15 protein-coding genes are annotated in these 18,219 nt (G+C 50.7%); 6 read left to right on the top strand and 9 right to left on the bottom strand.

Annotated elements, in window-relative coordinates; genetic code table 11:
* Positions 1-38: 38 nt before the first annotated feature.
* The 8 genes from aldB to FEK42_RS14340 form a co-directional block, all read right to left on the bottom strand.
* Positions 39-1,577: an aldehyde dehydrogenase AldB gene (gene aldB / locus FEK42_RS14375; protein WP_000183976.1), complete on the bottom strand. Its 1,539-nt coding sequence runs from the start codon at positions 1,575-1,577 to the stop codon at positions 39-41.
* Between the two features lie 107 nt (positions 1,578-1,684).
* Entirely contained in the window at positions 1,685-2,980 is a 1,296-nt protein-coding gene (locus FEK42_RS14370) for a Fic family protein (RefSeq protein ID WP_135493203.1), read from the bottom strand.
* A 119-nt stretch (positions 2,981-3,099) separates the two neighbouring features.
* A complete protein-coding gene (gene yiaY, locus FEK42_RS14365) occupies positions 3,100-4,251 on the bottom strand; it encodes an L-threonine dehydrogenase (RefSeq protein ID WP_135493202.1) in 1,152 nt (383 codons plus the stop codon).
* A 189-nt stretch (positions 4,252-4,440) separates the two neighbouring features.
* A complete protein-coding gene (gene selB, locus FEK42_RS14360) occupies positions 4,441-6,285 on the bottom strand; it encodes a selenocysteine-specific translation elongation factor (protein ID WP_130258358.1) in 1,845 nt (614 codons plus the stop codon).
* Entirely contained in the window at positions 6,282-7,673 is a 1,392-nt protein-coding gene (selA, locus tag FEK42_RS14355; RefSeq protein WP_130206662.1) for an L-seryl-tRNA(Sec) selenium transferase, read from the bottom strand. Before selA ends, selB begins: the two co-directional genes overlap by 4 nt.
* 97 nt (positions 7,674-7,770) lie before the next feature.
* Positions 7,771-8,379 (bottom strand): glutathione S-transferase, encoded by a 609-nt coding sequence (locus FEK42_RS14350; protein WP_135493201.1) that lies wholly within the window; start codon positions 8,377-8,379, stop codon positions 7,771-7,773.
* 70 nt (positions 8,380-8,449) lie between these two features.
* The gene (locus tag FEK42_RS14345; RefSeq protein ID WP_000364939.1) at positions 8,450-9,586 is read right to left on the bottom strand and encodes an HlyD family secretion protein; all 1,137 of its coding nucleotides are present in this window, start codon (positions 9,584-9,586) and stop codon (positions 8,450-8,452) included.
* Between the two features lie 2 nt (positions 9,587-9,588).
* Positions 9,589-9,951: a DUF3302 domain-containing protein gene (locus FEK42_RS14340; RefSeq protein WP_135493200.1), complete on the bottom strand. Its 363-nt coding sequence runs from the start codon at positions 9,949-9,951 to the stop codon at positions 9,589-9,591.
* A gap of 535 nt (positions 9,952-10,486) precedes the next feature.
* Here FEK42_RS14340 and mtlA point away from each other — a divergent pair.
* The 3 genes from mtlA to mtlR all read left to right on the top strand — a co-directional run bounded on the left by mtlA (position 10,487) and on the right by mtlR (position 14,362).
* Entirely contained in the window at positions 10,487-12,400 is a 1,914-nt protein-coding gene (gene mtlA, locus FEK42_RS14335; RefSeq protein WP_130206668.1) for a PTS mannitol transporter subunit IICBA, read from the top strand.
* A 229-nt stretch (positions 12,401-12,629) separates the two neighbouring features.
* Positions 12,630-13,775, top strand: a complete 1,146-nt coding sequence (gene mtlD / locus FEK42_RS14330; RefSeq protein WP_135493199.1) for a mannitol-1-phosphate 5-dehydrogenase — start codon at positions 12,630-12,632, stop codon at positions 13,773-13,775.
* Positions 13,775-14,362: a mannitol operon repressor MtlR gene (gene mtlR / locus FEK42_RS14325; protein ID WP_130206672.1), complete on the top strand. Its 588-nt coding sequence runs from the start codon at positions 13,775-13,777 to the stop codon at positions 14,360-14,362. Before mtlD ends, mtlR begins: the two co-directional genes overlap by 1 nt.
* A gap of 4 nt (positions 14,363-14,366) precedes the next feature.
* Here mtlR and yibT read toward each other — a convergent pair whose 3' ends face one another.
* On the bottom strand, positions 14,367-14,576 hold the full coding sequence (yibT, locus tag FEK42_RS14320) for a protein YibT (protein ID WP_135410572.1): 210 nt from the start codon (positions 14,574-14,576) through the stop codon (positions 14,367-14,369).
* 279 nt (positions 14,577-14,855) lie between these two features.
* On the opposite strand from yibT, the gene FEK42_RS14315 reads away from it, so the two are divergent.
* The 3 genes from FEK42_RS14315 to FEK42_RS14305 form a co-directional block, all read left to right on the top strand.
* Positions 14,856-15,218: a YibL family ribosome-associated protein gene (locus FEK42_RS14315; protein WP_135493198.1), complete on the top strand. Its 363-nt coding sequence runs from the start codon at positions 14,856-14,858 to the stop codon at positions 15,216-15,218.
* A gap of 526 nt (positions 15,219-15,744) precedes the next feature.
* Complete coding sequence (locus tag FEK42_RS14310; RefSeq protein ID WP_135493197.1) at positions 15,745-16,428, top strand: DUF3251 domain-containing protein; 684 nt, start codon at positions 15,745-15,747, stop codon at positions 16,426-16,428.
* A 43-nt stretch (positions 16,429-16,471) separates the two neighbouring features.
* Positions 16,472-18,219: ESPR-type extended signal peptide-containing protein (locus FEK42_RS14305; protein ID WP_276609135.1), on the top strand; the 1,748-nt coding region annotated here is incomplete at its 3' end.

The raw sequence follows: 18,219 nt of genomic DNA, 5'->3' as shown, positions 1-18,219 counted from the left end.
CATAGGCAGGCAACAATTAATGTTGCCTGCCTAAAACATCAGAACAGCCCCAACGGTTTATCCGAGTAGCTCACCAGCAGACACTTGGTTTGCTGATAATGCTCCAGCATCATCTTATGGGTTTCGCGTCCGATGCCCGACTGTTTGTAGCCGCCAAACGCTGCGTGTGCCGGGTAGGCATGATAACAGTTGGTCCACACGCGCCCGGCCTGAATGCCGCGCCCCATCTTATAGGCCAGATTGCCGTTACGACTCCAGACGCCTGCACCCAGGCCATATTGTGTGTCGTTCGCCAGCTCCAGCGCCTCGTCCATCGTTTTAAAAGTGGTTACCGCCAGCACCGGGCCAAATATTTCTTCCTGGAAAACACGCATATTGTTCTGACCAAACAGGATAGTCGGTTCAAGGTAGTAACCATCTTTCAGCTCGCCTTCCAGCAACTTGCGCCGCCCGCCGGTGAGCACATCTGCGCCCTCTTTTTTACCGATATCAATATAATTGAGGATGGTTTCCAGTTGCCCGTGAGATACCTGCGCGCCCATTTGTGTCACGCTGTCGAGCGGGTTACCGCTACGAATACTTTCAACACGGCGGATGGCGCGTTCCATGAAGCGTTCGTAGATAGACTCCTGCACTAAAGCACGGCTTGGGCAGGTACAGACTTCGCCCTGGTTAAAAGCAAACAATGCAAAGCCTTCCAGCGCCTTATCGAAAAAGGCATCTTCTTCATCCATCACGTCAGCAAAGAAGATATTTGGCGATTTGCCGCCCAGCTCCAGGGTTACTGGAATAATGTTTTGCGTGGCGTACTGCATAATCTGCTGACCCACTTCCGTTGAGCCAGTAAACGCCACTTTGGCGATGCGTTTCGAGGTCGCCAGATATTCGCCAATTTCGCCGCCCGCACCGTTGACCACGTTCACCACGCCCGGCGGCAGTAAATCACCGACGATTTCCATTAGCAGCAGTACAGAAAGCGGGGTAAGTCGTGCGGGTTTCAGCACCACGCAGTTGCCCGCCGCCAGCGCGGGAGCCATTTTCCAGCTCGCCATCAGCAGCGGGAAGTTCCACGGGATAATCTGCCCCACCACACCTAACGGTTCGTGGAAGTGATAAGCCACGGTTTCGCTATCAACTTCACTGATCCCGCCTTCCTGCGCCCGAATACACGAGGCGAAATAGCGGAAATGGTCAATCGCCAGCGGCACATCGGCAGCACTGGTTTCGCGAATGGGTTTGCCGTTATCCCAGGTTTCTGCCGTCGCTAACAGCTCGAGGTTCTGCTCCATCCGATCGGCAATCTTAAACAGAATCGCTGCGCGATCCTGCACCGAGGTATGCGCCCATTTATCTTTCACTTTATGCGCAGCATCCAGCGCCAGATCGATATCTCGTTTGCCCGAAGACGCCACTTCGCACAACAACTGCCCGGTTACCGGCGTCAGGTTCTGGTAATACTCGCCATCGGCGGGCGCGACCCACTCGCCGCCAATAAAGTTGTCATAGCGGGCTTTTAACTTGAGGGGGAAACCATACTCGCCGGGCTTAATCTGTGCTGAAGGGGGATTGTTGGTCATGATCGTCTCCTTGCGGTGTGAGGTATAACAAGGGTAGACGTGACTGGCGAAATCTTCGCCAGTCGGTAACAGCTTTACGACGGCTATCACGAATTTACTGGCAAGGACTACAGCGGGTAATGTGCGACGTACACTACTTGCTGGTCATTAATTTTCTTCTCTTGCGCAAATCCTTCTTTAACAATCGTCCGTAAATCAGTTCGCGCTGTATTATCAGAGACGCCCAGACTCGCGCTGGTTTCAGAAACTGTGTACTCTTTCCCCAGATTGGCGAGCATCACATTCAGAAGCGTCACCTGACGCGGATTCAGTCGCCTAAGCACACCAGAACTAAACAATAGGCGGTCAAGTTTTGCGCTTCGTTGCATAATTTCATCAATATGCTGCTGCCAGTTTTGCACAGCACGTTTAATGACACCCGCCTGATATTCAAGGAAATAAGTCAGATCCATACCGTCTGATTCAGTGTACTGGTAGCTGGTGGCATATTTGACTGGTGCAACATGAAGCAAACGGCTGATGGAAATATATTTAAAGACATCGTAGCCCGATTTCAGCATATACCAGTAAAACAGCGCCCGACTGGTGCGCCCGTTGCCATCGCGAAACGGATGTTCATGGGCCAGCATAAAATGCAGAATGCAGGCGCGGACCAGCGGGTGAATATACCCTTCATGGCTGTTTAACCACTGGCAAACTTTTTCCAGTCGTTCCGGCAACAATGCCGCAGCGGGCGGTTGGTGCACAATATTGCCGTCATAATCGGCGATCACGACATCATCTGTTTCACGAAATTCACCCGGACGATATTTCGCGTCATTTATTCCCCCCATACCAATAGCATGTAACTGACGTATAAGCGCAGGTGTCAGCGGTTCTGTGAGTAATTGCGGAATTTCCGCCATCAGCCGGGCATTTCCCGCAATCATATGCTCGTCTTCAGTGCGTGGCGCCCGCCCTGTTTCCAGCATTTTTCTCGCCACCAGCGTCGTGGTATTCGCACCTTCCAGTTGGGAACTGGTAATCGGCTCTTCCAGGCGTAACTGGCTTAACTCGGCGCCCGCCCCGCGTAACCGTTCAGTCTGATCTTTCAGCGCCAGCGCGGTTGCATGTTTGTCGACAAGCTCGCACGCTTCTGCAATCACTGGCGTAATGCTGAATCCGGCCTGCTCACCCGCTTCATTGCAATAATTGATTCGCTGGATCGCCGCGTTGCGCGCCAGCCGGGTAAGCGTCCACGCCACTTCAATGTTTTCCCCTTTTTTGATGCGGTACTGCAACTCATCAAAAGGCAGATAACGTCCTTTTTCATCGGTAACCCGGTTAAAGCGTAAGTGGGCCTGGAGTTCCTCACCCGATAAGTGTGATAAAGGAATCAGTCTGGGAGGTGATTTGATAGCCATTTGCTTATCTCAAAAAAGCGCAATATTGAGATAGTGTATAGCAGACTAAAGAAACTATCTCAAAAATCGCAAATTTTGAGATAGCGGCTGACAACACGCCAGCCGCAGGAGAATGGGGATTACATTGCAGCGCGATAAATCGCCACAATTTCTTCCTCAGTTGCCTGAATCGGGTTAGTAAAGCCACAAGCGTCTTTCAGGGCATTGCTTGCCAGCTCCGGGAAATCTTCTTCTTTAACGTTCAGGTCACGCAGACCTGCCGGGATATCCACTTTCTTCGCCAGGTCGCGAATCGCGTTAATACAGGCTTCTGCCCCTTCAGCATCATTTTTACCTGTGACGTTCACACCCATCGCCGCGGCGCAGTCACGCAAACGTGATGCGACAACTTTACTGTTATATAACTGCACGTGCGGCAGCAGAATGGCATTACAAACGCCGTGCGGCAGATCGTAAAAGCCACCTAACTGATGCGCCATCGCATGAACATAACCCAGAGAAGCGTTATTGAATGCCATACCTGCGAGGAACTGGGCATAAGCCATTGCTTCACGCACTTTAGTGTTGCTGCCATCTTCGACGGCTAACGGTAGATTTTCCGCAATCATGGTCATTGCTTTCAGCGCGCAGGCATCAGTAATTGGCGTTGCCGCAATAGACACATACGCTTCGATGGCATGAGTGAGAGCATCCATCCCGGTAGCTGCAGTCAGTGACTTAGGCATACCGATCATCAGCGAGGAATCATTAACCGAAAGCAGCGGGGTAACGTGTTTATCCACAATCGCCATTTTGATATGTCTCACTTCGTCGGTGATGATGCAAAAACGGGTCATTTCAGACGCTGTACCCGCCGTGGTATTAATGGCAATCATCGGCAACTGTGGTTTTGTAGAGCGGTCTACGCCTTCATAATCACGGATATCCCCACCGTTAGCGGCTACCAGTGCAATACCTTTTGCGCAGTCGTGCGGAGAACCGCCGCCTAAGGAGATCACGCTGTCGCAGTTATTTTCCTTCAACATTTTCAAACCTTCTGCGACATTCTTCGTGGTCGGATTAGGTTGGGTACCCTCATAAATAATGCTAAAAATATTGCGGTCATATAAGGCTTTTTGTACCTCTCCCGCCATACCTAATTTCGCTAGCATTCTGTCAGTAACAATTAATATACGGCGAAAACCATATTCCTCCATCATATTCAGCGCATCTTTTAAAGAATCTTCGCCAATGACATTAACAGAAGGAATAAAAAATGTGGAAGCTGCCATAACACACTCCAGAACGAGGGTAAAAGGGCGGGCAGCTTACAGAGGATTTATATTTAAAAAGTTGATCGATATTGTTTTTTTTAGAATCGAATATTAAAAAAAGCACATTAGACTCATGTTCTAATGCGCTTTTTCAAAATTTATAAGACTTTTAAAGTAATTCGTATTTAATATGAATTAATCATTATCTTATTTATGCGGAAATAATAATGCGTCACGCAATAAATGATCATTTCCCCGACGACGCGTAAAACCAATGCGGTCAAAATACTCCAGAATTTGAATTGCCAGTTTTCGACCAACACCTAAGCGATCGCGGAAATCTGCCGCACAGGTCGAGCCACACTCCTGATCGAGATCGCGGATCATGTTGGCAAACTCGACAATCCGATCGTTACGGTAATAACGATCTTTAACGATCGCCGTAATTATCCCCTGCTGCGCCGCCTGCCGTAGTGTCAGGCGCATTGCCTGTTCGTCAGTTCCCGTCTCTTTTGCCAGGTCACGCACCCACCACGGCTCGTTGCCAAACAGCGGTTCCACTTTTTGCCAGATTGCTTGCTGCTCTTCGCTAAATCCCGCTTTGTGATCCGGCAGATGCAGCCAACCATGATGGCTGTGAATGTCGCCGCTTTCGCGCATCTTTTCAATCAGCAACAGCACCAGTGCTTCATCTTCCATCGGCAACGCCATACGCCGCAGACGCTCGCGTCCTGGACCTGGTTCATCGCGATGTTGCTCATGATAAGTTGCTAATGTGTCGAGAATTTTACGTTGCCAGCGGGCGGCAACTGGAGCGTTCAACAAACTGTAACCAGCCTGAATATAGCCCGGCTGTTGCAGTAATTCGCGCATCCCTTCACCATTGAGCTGACGCGCCCAGGCGAAATCGGCAAGGTTAACCGCACCGCGCTCCAGATGAACGGTCAGTGCGTCGGCATCGCTTTGTGTGCGTGCCAGTGACGCCAGCCATTGCAGATATTCCGGCTTACGTTTACCGCGACGCGGCGGGTTAAGCATCACCACCCGCGCCCCCGCCAACGTGTTACGGGCAGAGATATCGCGCAGCACCAGGCGATCGTTATCCGCCAGCCACAGCGGCGTGTCGAACACCAGCTCGGCAAGGTTATCTTCCAGCAGCGAAACGCGCCCCGTAACGTGGCTGGCGGCGTGGTGAATATGCAGCGGCTGCCACTGGGTCAGCGGCGTATGGGTTTGTAACTCGACAATCACTCGTGTGAACGGCTCTGGCGGCACATCGGCAAGCAGCCAGTCGCCACGGTTAATCTGTTCTTTTTCCGCATCACCAGCGATGTTAAGCGCAATACGCTGCCCGGCATGGGCGGTTTCAGTTGGCTGGTTTTGCGCATGCAGCGCACGCACGCGCATCGGTTTATTTACACCAGTCAGCCATAGTGAATCGCCTACCTTCACTTCCCCGCTTAACGCCGTACCGGTGACCACCAGCCCGGCACCTTTTACGGTAAATGCGCGGTCGATCGCGAGGCGGAAACTATGTTGGCTGGCGTGTTCGCGTTCCGGCAACTGAAGCAGATGTTCGCGCAGGGCATCAATTCCCCGTCCTTCGGTCGCTGCGGTGATAAACAGTTTTGCCTCAGCAAAACCGTATTCCCGCAGCACCTCCTTTACCTGGCGTTCAACCTCATCAACACGCGCTTCGTCCACGCGATCGGCTTTAGTCAATGCCACTGTCAGCATCGGGTTACCGGTAAGCTGCAAAATCGCCAGATGCTCACGGGTCTGTGCCATCACGCCGTCATCGCACGCCACCACCAGCAGTGCGTGATCGATACCACCAACGCCCGCCAGCATGTTGGAAAGAAACTTTTCATGACCGGGAACGTCGATAAAACCAGGCACGCGTCCATCTGGCTGCGGCCAGTAGGCATAGCCGAGATCGATGGTCATCCCACGCTTCTTTTCTTCCGGCAGACGGTCGGCATTTACGCCCGTAATCGCCTGTAATAACGTCGTTTTGCCGTGGTCAACGTGTCCGGCAGTCGCAATAATCATTTCAACAACATCTCCAAAAACCGTTGCTCATCTTCAAGGCAGCGTAGGTCCAGCCATAGACGCCCGTCGTAAATGCGCCCAATCACCGGAATCGGCAATTCACGCCAGCGAGCAGCTAATGACTCAAGGTGGCTACCGCGTCCGTCATGAGGCGTAAACGTCAATGCCGCGCTCGGCAGACGATCCACCGGCAGCGAACCACTGCCAATCTGCGAAAGGCATGGCATAACCTGTACCGCAAACTCCGCGCCATAGTGAGCGGCAAGGGGTGCCTGCAACCGTTGCGCCTGGATTTGAATGACCTCTGCGCTGCGGGTAAGCAGACGCAGGGTCGGTAATTTTTCACTCAGTGCTTCAGGGTGTAAATAAAGACGCAACGTGGCTTCCAGCGCCGCGAGTGTCATTTTATCTGCACGTAATGCACGTTTCAGCGGGTGACTCTGCAAACGCGCGATCATCTCTTTTTTACCAACGATAATCCCTGCCTGCGGCCCGCCTAACAACTTGTCGCCGGAGAAGCTCACCAGGCTGACGCCCGCCGCAATCAACTCCTGCGGCATAGGCTCTTTTGGCAAACCATACTGACTGAGATCCACCAGCGAACCACTGCCTAAATCAGTCACCACGGGAACATCCAGTTCTTTGCCGAGCGCCACCAGTTCAGCTTCGTCTATCGCTTTGGTGAAGCCTTGAATGCTGTAATTACTGGTATGCACCTTCATCAGCAGCGCGGTATTTTCATTCACTGCCTGACGATAATCATTCGCGTGCGTGCGGTTGGTGGTCCCTACTTCATGTAGGGTGCAGCCTGCCTGACGCATGACATCGGGAATACGAAACGCGCCGCCAATCTCCACCAGTTCGCCGCGAGAAACCACCACTTCTTTACCACTGGCAGTAGCTGCCAACATCAGCAGCACCGCCGCCGCATTGTTATTGACGATACAGGCATCTTCTGCGCCGGTGATGCGACATAACAACTGCGCCAGCGCACGATCGCGATGCCCGCGTCCGGCGTCATCCAGATCATATTCCAGCGTCACCGGCAAACGCATAACTTGCGTAACAGCCTCAACCGCCGCTTCCGCCTGCAATGCCCGCCCAAGATTAGTATGCAGCACGGTTCCCGTCAGGTTGATCACCGGACGCAGCGCGCTCTGCGCCTCTTTCGCCAGACGAGCATCAACCTCTTGCGCCCAGTTTTCACACCATGCAGGCAGCGACTGGCTGTCGCGAATCATTTCCCGCGCTTCGTCGAGCATTTGACGTAGCAACTCCACGACACGGGTATGGCCATAAGTATCACGCAAAGAAAGGAAAGAACTATCACGCAATAAGCGATCGATAGCTGGAAGCTGACTATAGAGGGAACGCGTTTCGGTTGTCATAGGAAACCAGGCTCATCAAGGCCCTCTCGCACGGAGAAGGGCGTTTAACATAACCACGGATTGTAACGTGAGATGGGTCAGGAGGACATATCGCGCATCAAGCCTTTGGCGGTTCGGTGCGAGCGAAGCTTTCGCGGCTAAACAGGTTTTCGACCAGTTTGACTAAGTGTGGGCGGTCCACACACCAGCCCGGCGCAACGCGGCGGAAATTGAGATACCCGACGGCACAGGCAATGGCGATAGTCGCCAGATTGACTGTATCAGTTTTGAGCGTGCCATCGACCAGATATCCTTCCAGCACATCCAGGCTGCGGTTGATTTTCTCCCGCTGGCGTAACAATTCATCTTCAGACTGCTGCGCCGCCGGACGCGCCTGTTCACGCACCGACACCAGCCCGGCATCCATAATGCCGTCGGCCAGCGCCTCAATTTTGCGCACTCGCAACGACTCCAGCGGATCGCGCGGCAACATCGCCGGAGCGACATTCAATAATTCAATATATTCAGCGATGATCGGCGAATCAAACCAACATTCGCCCTCTTCGGTCACCAGCACCGGCACTTTCCCTAACGGGTTAAATTGCGCCACGCCATTGTCCGCGCTATAGGGCAGTTCATTAATAAATTCGAAAGTTATGCCCTTTTCTAACAACAGAATAGAAAGTTTGCGTACAAACGGGCTGGTGTAGCTACCGACGAGTTTCATGCCGAGTCCTTTGTGCGAGGAAAAATATCAGTATGGCCCAGGCTCACGCAAAACACAGGTGATATAAGTCTCAATGATCCAAATAAAGATAATGCATCCAACTGGTCATTCTTAGCAGTACCTTCCGCATCACCGAAACATGGCTGAAATGGTCGGAGTAAACTGCCACCTGGGCGTAGATGCCGTCGGGTAAGGCATCGATATCATCGTTAGGGTCCAGTTCAATGGTTCCCAGCACACCGTCCGTGCCGGGCACGACCGTTAATGATTGCAGTACCCCCTGCGCCTGATACGAGCCGCCAGGCACGACAGGTAAAATACTGGTCAGTTTGCCGTGGAACACCTGCCCAGGCAGCGCGTTAAACACCACTTCCGCATCATCGCCGGGTTTCAGACGTAACAGCGAGTTTTGCCGAAATTGGGCGACAATTTGCCGTTTTTGCTCAGGGATGAAAACCATAACCGGACGCAGCGGCAAGGCAGCTGCGTATGTACCTGGGCGGATCAGTACCTGAGTAACGTAGCCATTGCTTGGCGCGCGAATGACGGTCTGCTCAAGGTTATATTTTGCTTCAGTAAGTTGCGCTCTTAAGCTCACAATCTGCGATTGCTCACCGTTGACCATGCTGTCGAGCTGGCTCTGGATCTGCGCCTGCTCCGCCACCGAGCCTTTCACTAACGCATCCTGCGCGAGAAAATTCTGCCGCGCATCGTCGATGTCACGTTCCGAGAACGGATTCACCGCCGCCTGGCTGCCTTTCAGGTAGCGTTGATAATTTTTAAACAGCCGATCGCGCTCCGCTGAAACCTGAGTGGTGTTAGCCTGCGCTTCAGTGAGCTGCGCCCGCAGCGTTTTGATGTTATGCGTCGCCGTCATCAGATCAGCCTGAAGTCTGTCTACTCGCGCCTGGTAACGTACCGGGTCGAGCTTAAAAAGCACCTCACCCTTCTGAATAAGCTGATTATTTTTATCGGTGACTTCAGTCACGATCCCCGTCACCTGTGGCGTGATAGGGATAGCTATCACCGCCTTTTGCGCCGTAAAAGTGTAAGGATGGTTATAATTCATCAATAAAATCAAACCACTCACCAAAAACACACCGCCGAGCGCCGCCGTCGCCAGCGTCCACTGATTCACCGGAATGCGGAAGATTTTAAATACTGCCCACGCCAGCGCCACGTAAGTTAAGACAATCAACAGATCCATGATTAGATCTCCGGAAACGTGGAGTAGTCAGGTTTTTTCTCGGCGGCGAGTTGATGTTCCAGCCGGGAGATACGGTCAGAAAGCGCAGCGATGTCCGTGTCAGGCGCCCTCTCTTGCGGCGTAATATGCGACTGCATCCCCCAGCCGCGTTCCGGTTGGTAAAGCGTGGCCCAGATCCACAGGAACGGCCAGATAATGTGGAGCGTAAACAAGCTGACCCACCCTGCGGTATGAATGGCATCGGCATGAGGATGGTTGCGCTTTTTGGCAATCAGATAGGGGATGTCATGTATCGCGATGATTCCATAAAAAATCACCAGAAAGACGAAGATCAGCACTCCCAACGCGAAATAGTTTAGAAACATAGCTGCCTCGAATTCACGCTTATCAGAGTTGTTATGGGCTGGCAGCCAGATACACGTCGGGCTGATTATTTGACAATAATCCGGGTTTGCGATTCTCGCCATCACACCGAAGAATAATTTTAAGAAGCGATGAGTTGCTTAGTTACATAACGATTTTATGACTAAGGCATAACATGCTGTAGATCACATCAGGTGAACGCCGTGAGAAAATATCTTGTGATTTAGATCACAAAGATTCAACAAACCGTCAAAACAAAAATGTGACGTTACTCACATTTAAATGCCATTTTTAGCGAAAATCGCCGTCTTGTTGCTTTTTTACACAAGCGTTTTGTGATGAACATCACGTCAATTACCTCTCTACCCCCTATATTTATGTGATTGACATCACACAAAAGGCCATCAACTGGACAGTTAACCGATTCAGTGCCAGATTTCGCAGTATCTACAAGGTCCGGCTACCTCTGCCGCCACATTAACAAAAAACCTCGGGCTTCCAGCCTGCGCGACAGCAAACATAAGAAGGGGTGTTTTTATGTCATCCGATATTAAGATCAAAGTGCAAAGCTTTGGTCGTTTCCTCAGCAACATGGTGATGCCGAATATCGGCGCGTTTATCGCGTGGGGTATCATCACCGCGTTATTTATTCCAACAGGGTGGTTACCGAACGAAACGCTGGCGAAGCTGGTCGGGCCGATGATCACCTACCTCCTGCCGCTACTGATCGGTTATACCGGTGGTAAGCTGGTAGGCGGCGAACGTGGCGGCGTAGTCGGTGCCATCACCACCATGGGCGTTATCGTCGGCGCAGATATGCCGATGTTCCTCGGTTCTATGATTGCAGGTCCGCTGGGTGGCTGGTGCATTAAGCATTTCGACCGCTGGGTAGACGGTAAAATCAAATCCGGTTTTGAGATGCTGGTGAACAACTTCTCTGCCGGTATCATGGGGATGATCCTCGCTATTCTGGCATTCATGGGGATTGGTCCGCTGGTTGAAGCCCTGTCCAAAATGCTGGCTGCGGGCGTTAACTTCATGGTTGTCCATGACATGCTGCCGCTGGCGTCCATCTTTGTTGAGCCAGCGAAAATCCTGTTCCTCAACAACGCCATTAACCACGGTATCTTCTCGCCGCTGGGTATTCAGCAGTCCCATGAACTGGGTAAATCCATCTTCTTCCTGATTGAAGCTAACCCGGGTCCGGGTATGGGTGTTCTGCTGGCGTACATGTTCTTTGGTCGTGGTAGCGCTAAACAGTCTGCGGGCGGTGCGGCAATCATCCACTTCCTGGGTGGTATCCACGAAATTTACTTCCCGTATGTGTTGATGAATCCGCGTCTGATTCTGGCCGTTATCCTCGGCGGTATGACTGGCGTGTTCACGCTGACTATTCTGGGCGGTGGTTTGGTTTCTCCGGCATCTCCGGGTTCTATCCTCGCGGTACTGGCGATGACGCCAAAAGGTGCTTATTTCGCTAACATCGCAGGTGTGTGTGCGGCGATGGCTGTGTCCTTCGTTGTCTCTGCTATTTTGCTGAAAACCAGCAAAGTAAAAGAAGAAGATGATATTGAAGCTGCAGCACGTCGCGTTCAGGAAATGAAAGCTGAGTCTAAAGGCGCGTCTCCGCTGTCTGCTGGCGATGTGACTAACGACCTGAGCCACGTACGTAAAATCATCGTTGCCTGTGACGCCGGTATGGGTTCCAGTGCGATGGGCGCAGGTGTGCTGCGTAAGAAAATTCAGGATGCGGGTCTGTCGCAGATTTCAGTTACCAACAGCGCGATCAACAACCTACCGCCGGATGTGGACCTGGTCATCACTCACCGTGATCTGACCGAACGCGCTATGCGCCAGGTTCCGCAGGCACAACATATTTCGCTGACTAACTTCCTCGATAGCGGCCTGTACACCAGCCTGACTGAACGTCTGGTTGCTGCCCAGCGTCATACTGAAAACGAAGTGAAAGTAAAAGACAGCCTGAAAGACAGCTTTGACGATTCTAATGCCAACCTGTTCAAGCTCGGCGCGGAAAACATCTTCCTCGGTCGCAAAGCGGCCACCAAAGAAGAAGCGATTCGTTTTGCTGGCGAGCAGCTGGTGAAAGGCGGTTATGTTGAGCCGGAATACGTACAGGCGATGCTGGACCGTGAAAAACTGACCCCGACTTACCTGGGTGAGTCTATCGCCGTGCCGCACGGTACGGTTGAAGCGAAAGATCGCGTGCTGAAAACGGGCGTCGTGTTCTGCCAGTACCCGGAAGGCGTGCGCTTCGGTGAAGAAGAAGATGACATTGCCCGTCTGGTGATTGGTATTGCAGCCCGTAACAACGAGCACATTCAGGTTATCACCAGCCTGACCAACGCACTGGATGATGAGTCCGTCATCGAGCGTCTGGCACACACCACCAGCGTGGATGAAGTGCTGGAACTGCTGGCAGGTCGTAAGTAATCCAATCCCACCCTCTCCACATGGAGAAGGTGGGGCTGATTGCCTGATGCGCTTCGCTTATCAGGCCTACAAAACAAAGCGCAATTTGTTGAATTTTCACGTTCTTGTAGGCCGGATAAGGCGTTTACGCCGCATCCGGCGCTGCCCCTCTCCACATGGAGAGGGTTTGGGTGAGGGAAATGCCTCACCCCAGCCCTCTCGGGTAAAAACATTGATGAAGGTTAATACTATGAAAGCATTACATTTTGGCGCAGGTAATATCGGTCGTGGCTTTATCGGTAAACTGCTGGCGGACGCGGGTATCCAACTGACGTTTGCCGATGTAAATCAGGTGGTGCTTGATGCCCTGAATGCCCGTCATAGCTATCAGGTTCATGTGGTCGGCGAAACCGAGCAGGTGGATACCGTTTCCGGTGTAAATGCCGTCAGCAGCATTGGTGATGATGTCGTTGATCTGATTGCTCAGGTTGATTTAGTCACTACCGCCGTTGGCCCGGTCGTGCTGGAACGTATAGCTCCTGCCATCGCTAAAGGGCTGGTGAAACGTAAAGAGCAAGGTTATGAATCCCCGCTGAACATCATCGCCTGTGAAAACATGGTTCGCGGCACCACGCAGCTGAAAGGCCATGTGATGAACGCTCTGCCGGAAGATGCCAAAGCGTGGGTAGAAGAGCATGTTGGCTTTGTCGATTCCGCCGTTGACCGCATCGTACCGCCTTCCGCTTCTGCAACTAACGATCCGCTGGAAGTCACGGTAGAAACCTTCAGCGAATGGATTGTTGATAAAACCCAGTTCAAAGGCACACTGCCGAACATCCCAGGTATGGAATTAACAGACAACCTGATGGCATTTGTCGAGCGTAAACTCTTCACCCTGAACACAGGTCATGCTATAACCGCGTACCTCGGAAAACTGGCGGGCCATCAGACCATTCGTGATGCGATTCTCGACGAGAAAATCCGTGCAGTGGTAAAAGGTGCGATGGAAGAAAGCGGCGCTGTACTGATCAAGCGCTATGGCTTTGATGCTGACAAACATGCAGCATACATCCAGAAAATCCTCGGTCGTTTTGAAAATCCGTATCTGAAGGATGATGTGGAGCGTGTAGGGCGTCAGCCGCTGCGTAAACTGAGCGCTGGCGATCGTTTGGTAAAACCGCTGTTGGGTACGCTGGAGTACGGTTTGCCGCACAAAAACCTGATTGAAGGTATCGCCGCCGCGATGCATTTCCGTAGTGAAGATGATCCGCAGGCGCAGGAACTGGCGGCACTGATTACCGAGAAAGGCCCGCAGGAAGCGCTGGCGCAAATTTCCGGGCTTGATGCTAACAGCGAGGTAGTCGCCGAAGCAGTCACGGCTTATAACGCAAAATAATGGTAGACCAGGCGCAGAAAACCCTGCGCCTGAACAACAGATTGTCAGATATGCAGGCAACAATGGAACAAACCCAGGCCTTTGAAAACCGTGTGCTTGAGCGTCTGAATGCTGGCAAAACCGTGCGAAGCTTTTTGATCACCGCCGTTGATCTCCTGACCGAGGCGGTGAATCTTCTGGTGCTTCAGGTATTCCGCAAAGACGATTACGCGGTGAAGTATGCTGTAGAACCGTTACTCGACGGCGATGGTCCGCTGGGCGACCTTTCCGTGCGCTTAAAGCTGATTTATGGGCTTGGCGTGATTAGCCGCAACGAATATGAAGATGCGGAACTCTTGATGGCGCTGCGTGAAGAGCTGAATCACGACGGTAACGAGTATGCCTTTACCGATGATGAAATTATTGGGCCATTTGGCGAGCTGCACTGCGTGGCGGCGATCCCACCGCCGCCACAATTTGAACCAACGGATTCCAGTTTGTATGCGATGCAAATTCAGCGTTACCAACAAGCTGTGCGTTCAACAATGGTCCTTTCACTGACAGAGCTGATTTCCAAAATCAGCTTAAAAAAAGCCTTTCAAAAGTAAGCGATTACTGCTTCTCAACCTGCTTCGGCCGATAAAGCCGACGATAATACTCCAGACGTTGCAGATATAACGGCACGCTTTCCTCAGGTATACCGGACGGAATAGCGTCGCGGGGAGGAAGCTTTTTCAGATACTCCCGGAACGCCTGGCTTGATGCCATAAAATCTACGGCTTTGTCGATCAGATGCGGAACGTTTTCACCTAATTTGCCCATGATAATATCTCCGTATTACCCCGCGCCGGGAATGCGCGGCCGCCAATTTTAGTTTAGGATCCAGGTCAAGATGGCATTAAGGAAAACGTGCTTATTCCTCAATGTTCACCCTCACTGGTTATCTTTTTCTTTTAATTTTACTACAAATCAAAACGTTACATGGTTTTTGAGCATGTAACTGGTTGCAAGGAAGAACTATTACAATGTCATCAGTTGTGAACAAAGTGCCTGGTCGCGCATACTAGGGACTATAAATTTATCTTTATCAGAAGCCATCAAATGAAAGAAGTCGAAAAAAACGAAATCAAACGTCTCAGCGATCGCCTGGACGCCATCCGCCATCAGCAAGCCGATCTGTCGCTGGTTGAAGCCGCAGACAAATATGCCGAGCTGGAAAAAGAGAAAGTCACGCTGGAAGCTGAAATTGCGCGTCTGCGCGAAGTTCATAGCCAGAAACTCAGCAAAGAAGCACAAAAGCTGATGAAGATGCCATTCCAGCGTGCGATTACCAAAAAAGAGCAAGCTGATATGGGCAAACTGAAGAAGAGCGTTCGCGGACTGGTCGTTGTGCACCCGATGACCGCACTGGGCCGTGAAATGGGCCTAGAAGAGATGACCGGGTTCTCAAAGACTGCCTTCTGATCAATGTAATCACCGCTTCCTCTATTTTTACTCGCTCCTGCTGACACATGCAGGAGCCGGTTTCAGATACCGAACATTTTTAACATTACATGTTCAATGTTGCCCGCTCGCTTGCCTCATTGTCACAGGCTAAATTCTGAAAATATTCTGCGTAATAAAAGTACTATATATAAATATTAAATATGATTATTCGTGTATTAATGCTTAATTATTTATATTTTTCAACCATCATCACATTTATTTTATCAAAACATCCACCATACGAATATTAACTTCTTACCTTCCTCGCTTTTACTCCATTAAATATTTGACATTGATTGACACCGATCATTAAAATTCGCGCGATTTACTCATTATCATCGACAAACTAAAACAATTTGACATTTAATAACACACTCTCAATGCCCATTAATTAAAAACTCTCTCATCTATTTTTATTGTGAATATAAAATATTAAATCATTCACACAAAAAATAATTATACCGTAGTTTTCAACGCATCAGGATTATGAAAAGGAATTCATCCCATGAGCATAAAAAAAGCACTATTAAATGTGTTAACGATATCGTCACTCTGTGCATTAACGGGGTGTGACTATATTGAAAAAGTAAACTCAATCGACGAGTTCACCAGGCAGCAAGCGTTGCAACAAAGTCAAATAGACGCGCTTAAAAAACAGCAAGATCAATATAAAAGCAAAATTGAACTTATTGAAAAACAACAAAACAGCATCATAACCAGTACCAAAACGCTTGCCAGCGTCGTGAAATCAGTCAAGGACAAGCAGAATGAGTTTGTCTTCACTGAATTTAACCCGGCACAAACACAATATTTCATTTTAAATAATGGCTCCGTAGGTTTAGCAGGCCGCATACTGTCTATTGACGCCGTAGAAAATGGCAGCGTTATTCGTATTTCACTGGTCAACTTATTAAGCGTTCCCGTATCCAATATTGGTTTTCATGCCACCTGGGGCAACGAAAAACCTGCCGATGCTAAAGACTTAGCAAAATGGCAGCAATTACTTTTCAGCACCTCAATGAACTCCTCGCTGAAATTATTACCAGGTCAATGGCAAGACATTAACCTGACGCTGAAAGGCGTATCTCCTAATAATCTTAAATACCTGAAGCTCGCCATCAATATGGCAAACCTTCAGTTCGACGACCTTCACTCTGCTGCATATCAGCAGCGAAAAAGCAAAAAATAAATGCAGCTTCTGCGCTTATATCAAGGAATAGAGAGCATCAATAATGAACAAAATATTTAAAGTTATCTGGAATCCGGCGACGGGCAGTTACAGCGTTGCCAGCGAAACGGCGAAGAGCCGTGGCAAGAAGAGCGGACGCAGTAAGCTGCTAATTTCTGCATTGGTTGCAACTAGTGGGATGTTGTCGTCGTTTGGAGCAAATGCAGGGAACGAACCGGGTACCCCAACTACCCCGGCAGGTCAGAATAATGGCGACGGTTGGGTTGCTATTGGTGAGGGATCTCAAGCAAGTACCCAGACCGATACAAATGGTGCATCGACGGCATTGGGTTACTACGCCAAAGCGCTGGGGTTATGGAGCACGGCGACCGGCGCATACAGTAGTGCAGGAGGAGGTGCCTCTCTGGCTTTAGGTGTGAAAGCTGACTCTTCGGGCGATCGTGCTATAGCCATAGGGGCTTCCTCTGTTTCCTCAGGAAATCATTCCATGGCGATAGGCGTCTCTTCTGGTTCCAGTGGTATGAATGCCATTGCTCTCGGTCATTCCGCCAAAGCAAATTCCGATTACAGTATGGCATTAGGTTTCGGTACTAGCGCTGCGGGAAACGCCGTTGCCATAGGCCGTAGTAGTCGGGCTAACGCTTCGGACAGCCTTGCAATAGGCAGAATAGCCACTGCCAGTGGCTCTGCCGCCATTGCAATGGGCGCTGAGAGTGAAGCCGCTGAAAATGCGACGGCCGTTGGTACTAAAGCTGAGGCAAATGGGCTTAATAGTATCGCGTTGGGCTCTGGGGGTATTGCAGATGCCGATAACACGATTGCTCTGGGCAATCAAAGCCAGGCCGTAGCTGCTGGTGCAATTGCCATCGGTCAGGGGAATAAAGCTGACGGCGTAAATGCTATCGCGCTGGGTAATGGTAGTATTACAGGTGGCGCAAATGCTATTGCTCTAGGGCAAGGTAGTTATGCCGGTTTAGAAAATGGCATTGCAATTGGTAGTCAAGCCAGTGCTCAAGGGAAAAATTCCGTTGCTCTGGGCGCTGGTTCTGTAGCGACTGAAGAGAATTCCGTCTCTGTGGGGAACACAACAGTTCAGCGACAAATTGTCAATATGGCAGCAGGTAATATCAGCACTGACAGTACTGATGCTATCAATGGATCACAGCTTTATGCTATCAGTAAGTCAGTAGCGGACCATCTTGGTGGGGGAGCTACCGTCAATTCGCAAGGCGTCGTTACTTCCCCGAATTACAGACTGAAAAATGGTATTTATGGCAATGTTGGCGACGCCTTAGCGGATCTAAACAATAATACGATACAATGGGACTCCCTTAAAAAGGGATATAGTGCGGCACATGGTACAGATGCCACCAGCATCATCACCAACGTTAAAGCCGGCACTATTTCTGCTACCAGTACGGATGCGGTTAACGGTTCTCAGCTGAAAGCTACCAATGACGATGTCGAGGCCAATACCACCAATATCGCTACTAATACCAGCAACATTGCCACGAATACGGCAAGTATTGCCACCAACACCACCAACATCTCCAACCTGACGAATTCCGTTGGTGACCTTAAGGATGATGCCCTGCTGTGGAATGATGCTAAAAATGCATTCAGCGCCGCGCACGGCACCGATGCCACCAGCAAAATCACCAACGTACTGGCAGGCACTGTTTCTACCACCAGCACCGATGCCGTTAACGGTTCACAACTTCAGAGTACGGCAAGCACCATTACGTCCTATTTGGGCGGCGGTGCAACAATGAGTGATACCGGCGTATTTAC

It is taken from the genome of Escherichia sp. E2748 (genome assembly GCF_005781125.1).
In the GTDB taxonomy this organism is placed as follows: Bacteria; Pseudomonadota; Gammaproteobacteria; order Enterobacterales; family Enterobacteriaceae; genus Escherichia.
The sequence above is the reverse complement of the archived record's forward strand: the minus strand, read 5'-3'. Positions and strand labels throughout refer to the sequence as shown.

Coding starts and splice junctions, on each gene's coding strand:
- FEK42_RS14340 (WP_135493200.1), bottom strand. CDS start 9,951: ATGTTTCTAAACTATTTCGCGTTGGGAGTGCTGATCTTCGTCTTTCTG.
- FEK42_RS14350 (WP_135493201.1), bottom strand. CDS start 8,379: ATGAAACTCGTCGGTAGCTACACCAGCCCGTTTGTACGCAAACTTTCT.
- mtlA (WP_130206668.1), top strand. CDS start 10,487: ATGTCATCCGATATTAAGATCAAAGTGCAAAGCTTTGGTCGTTTCCTC.
- FEK42_RS14370 (WP_135493203.1), bottom strand. CDS start 2,980: ATGGCTATCAAATCACCTCCCAGACTGATTCCTTTATCACACTTATCG.
- aldB (WP_000183976.1), bottom strand. CDS start 1,577: ATGACCAACAATCCCCCTTCAGCACAGATTAAGCCCGGCGAGTATGGT.
- selB (WP_130258358.1), bottom strand. CDS start 6,285: ATGATTATTGCGACTGCCGGACACGTTGACCACGGCAAAACGACGTTA.
- selA (WP_130206662.1), bottom strand. CDS start 7,673: ATGACAACCGAAACGCGTTCCCTCTATAGTCAGCTTCCAGCTATCGAT.
- yiaY (WP_135493202.1), bottom strand. CDS start 4,251: ATGGCAGCTTCCACATTTTTTATTCCTTCTGTTAATGTCATTGGCGAA.
- FEK42_RS14315 (WP_135493198.1), top strand. CDS start 14,856: ATGAAAGAAGTCGAAAAAAACGAAATCAAACGTCTCAGCGATCGCCTG.
- mtlD (WP_135493199.1), top strand. CDS start 12,630: ATGAAAGCATTACATTTTGGCGCAGGTAATATCGGTCGTGGCTTTATC.
- FEK42_RS14310 (WP_135493197.1), top strand. CDS start 15,745: ATGAGCATAAAAAAAGCACTATTAAATGTGTTAACGATATCGTCACTC.
- mtlR (WP_130206672.1), top strand. CDS start 13,775: ATGGTAGACCAGGCGCAGAAAACCCTGCGCCTGAACAACAGATTGTCA.
- FEK42_RS14345 (WP_000364939.1), bottom strand. CDS start 9,586: ATGGATCTGTTGATTGTCTTAACTTACGTGGCGCTGGCGTGGGCAGTA.
- yibT (WP_135410572.1), bottom strand. CDS start 14,576: ATGGGCAAATTAGGTGAAAACGTTCCGCATCTGATCGACAAAGCCGTA.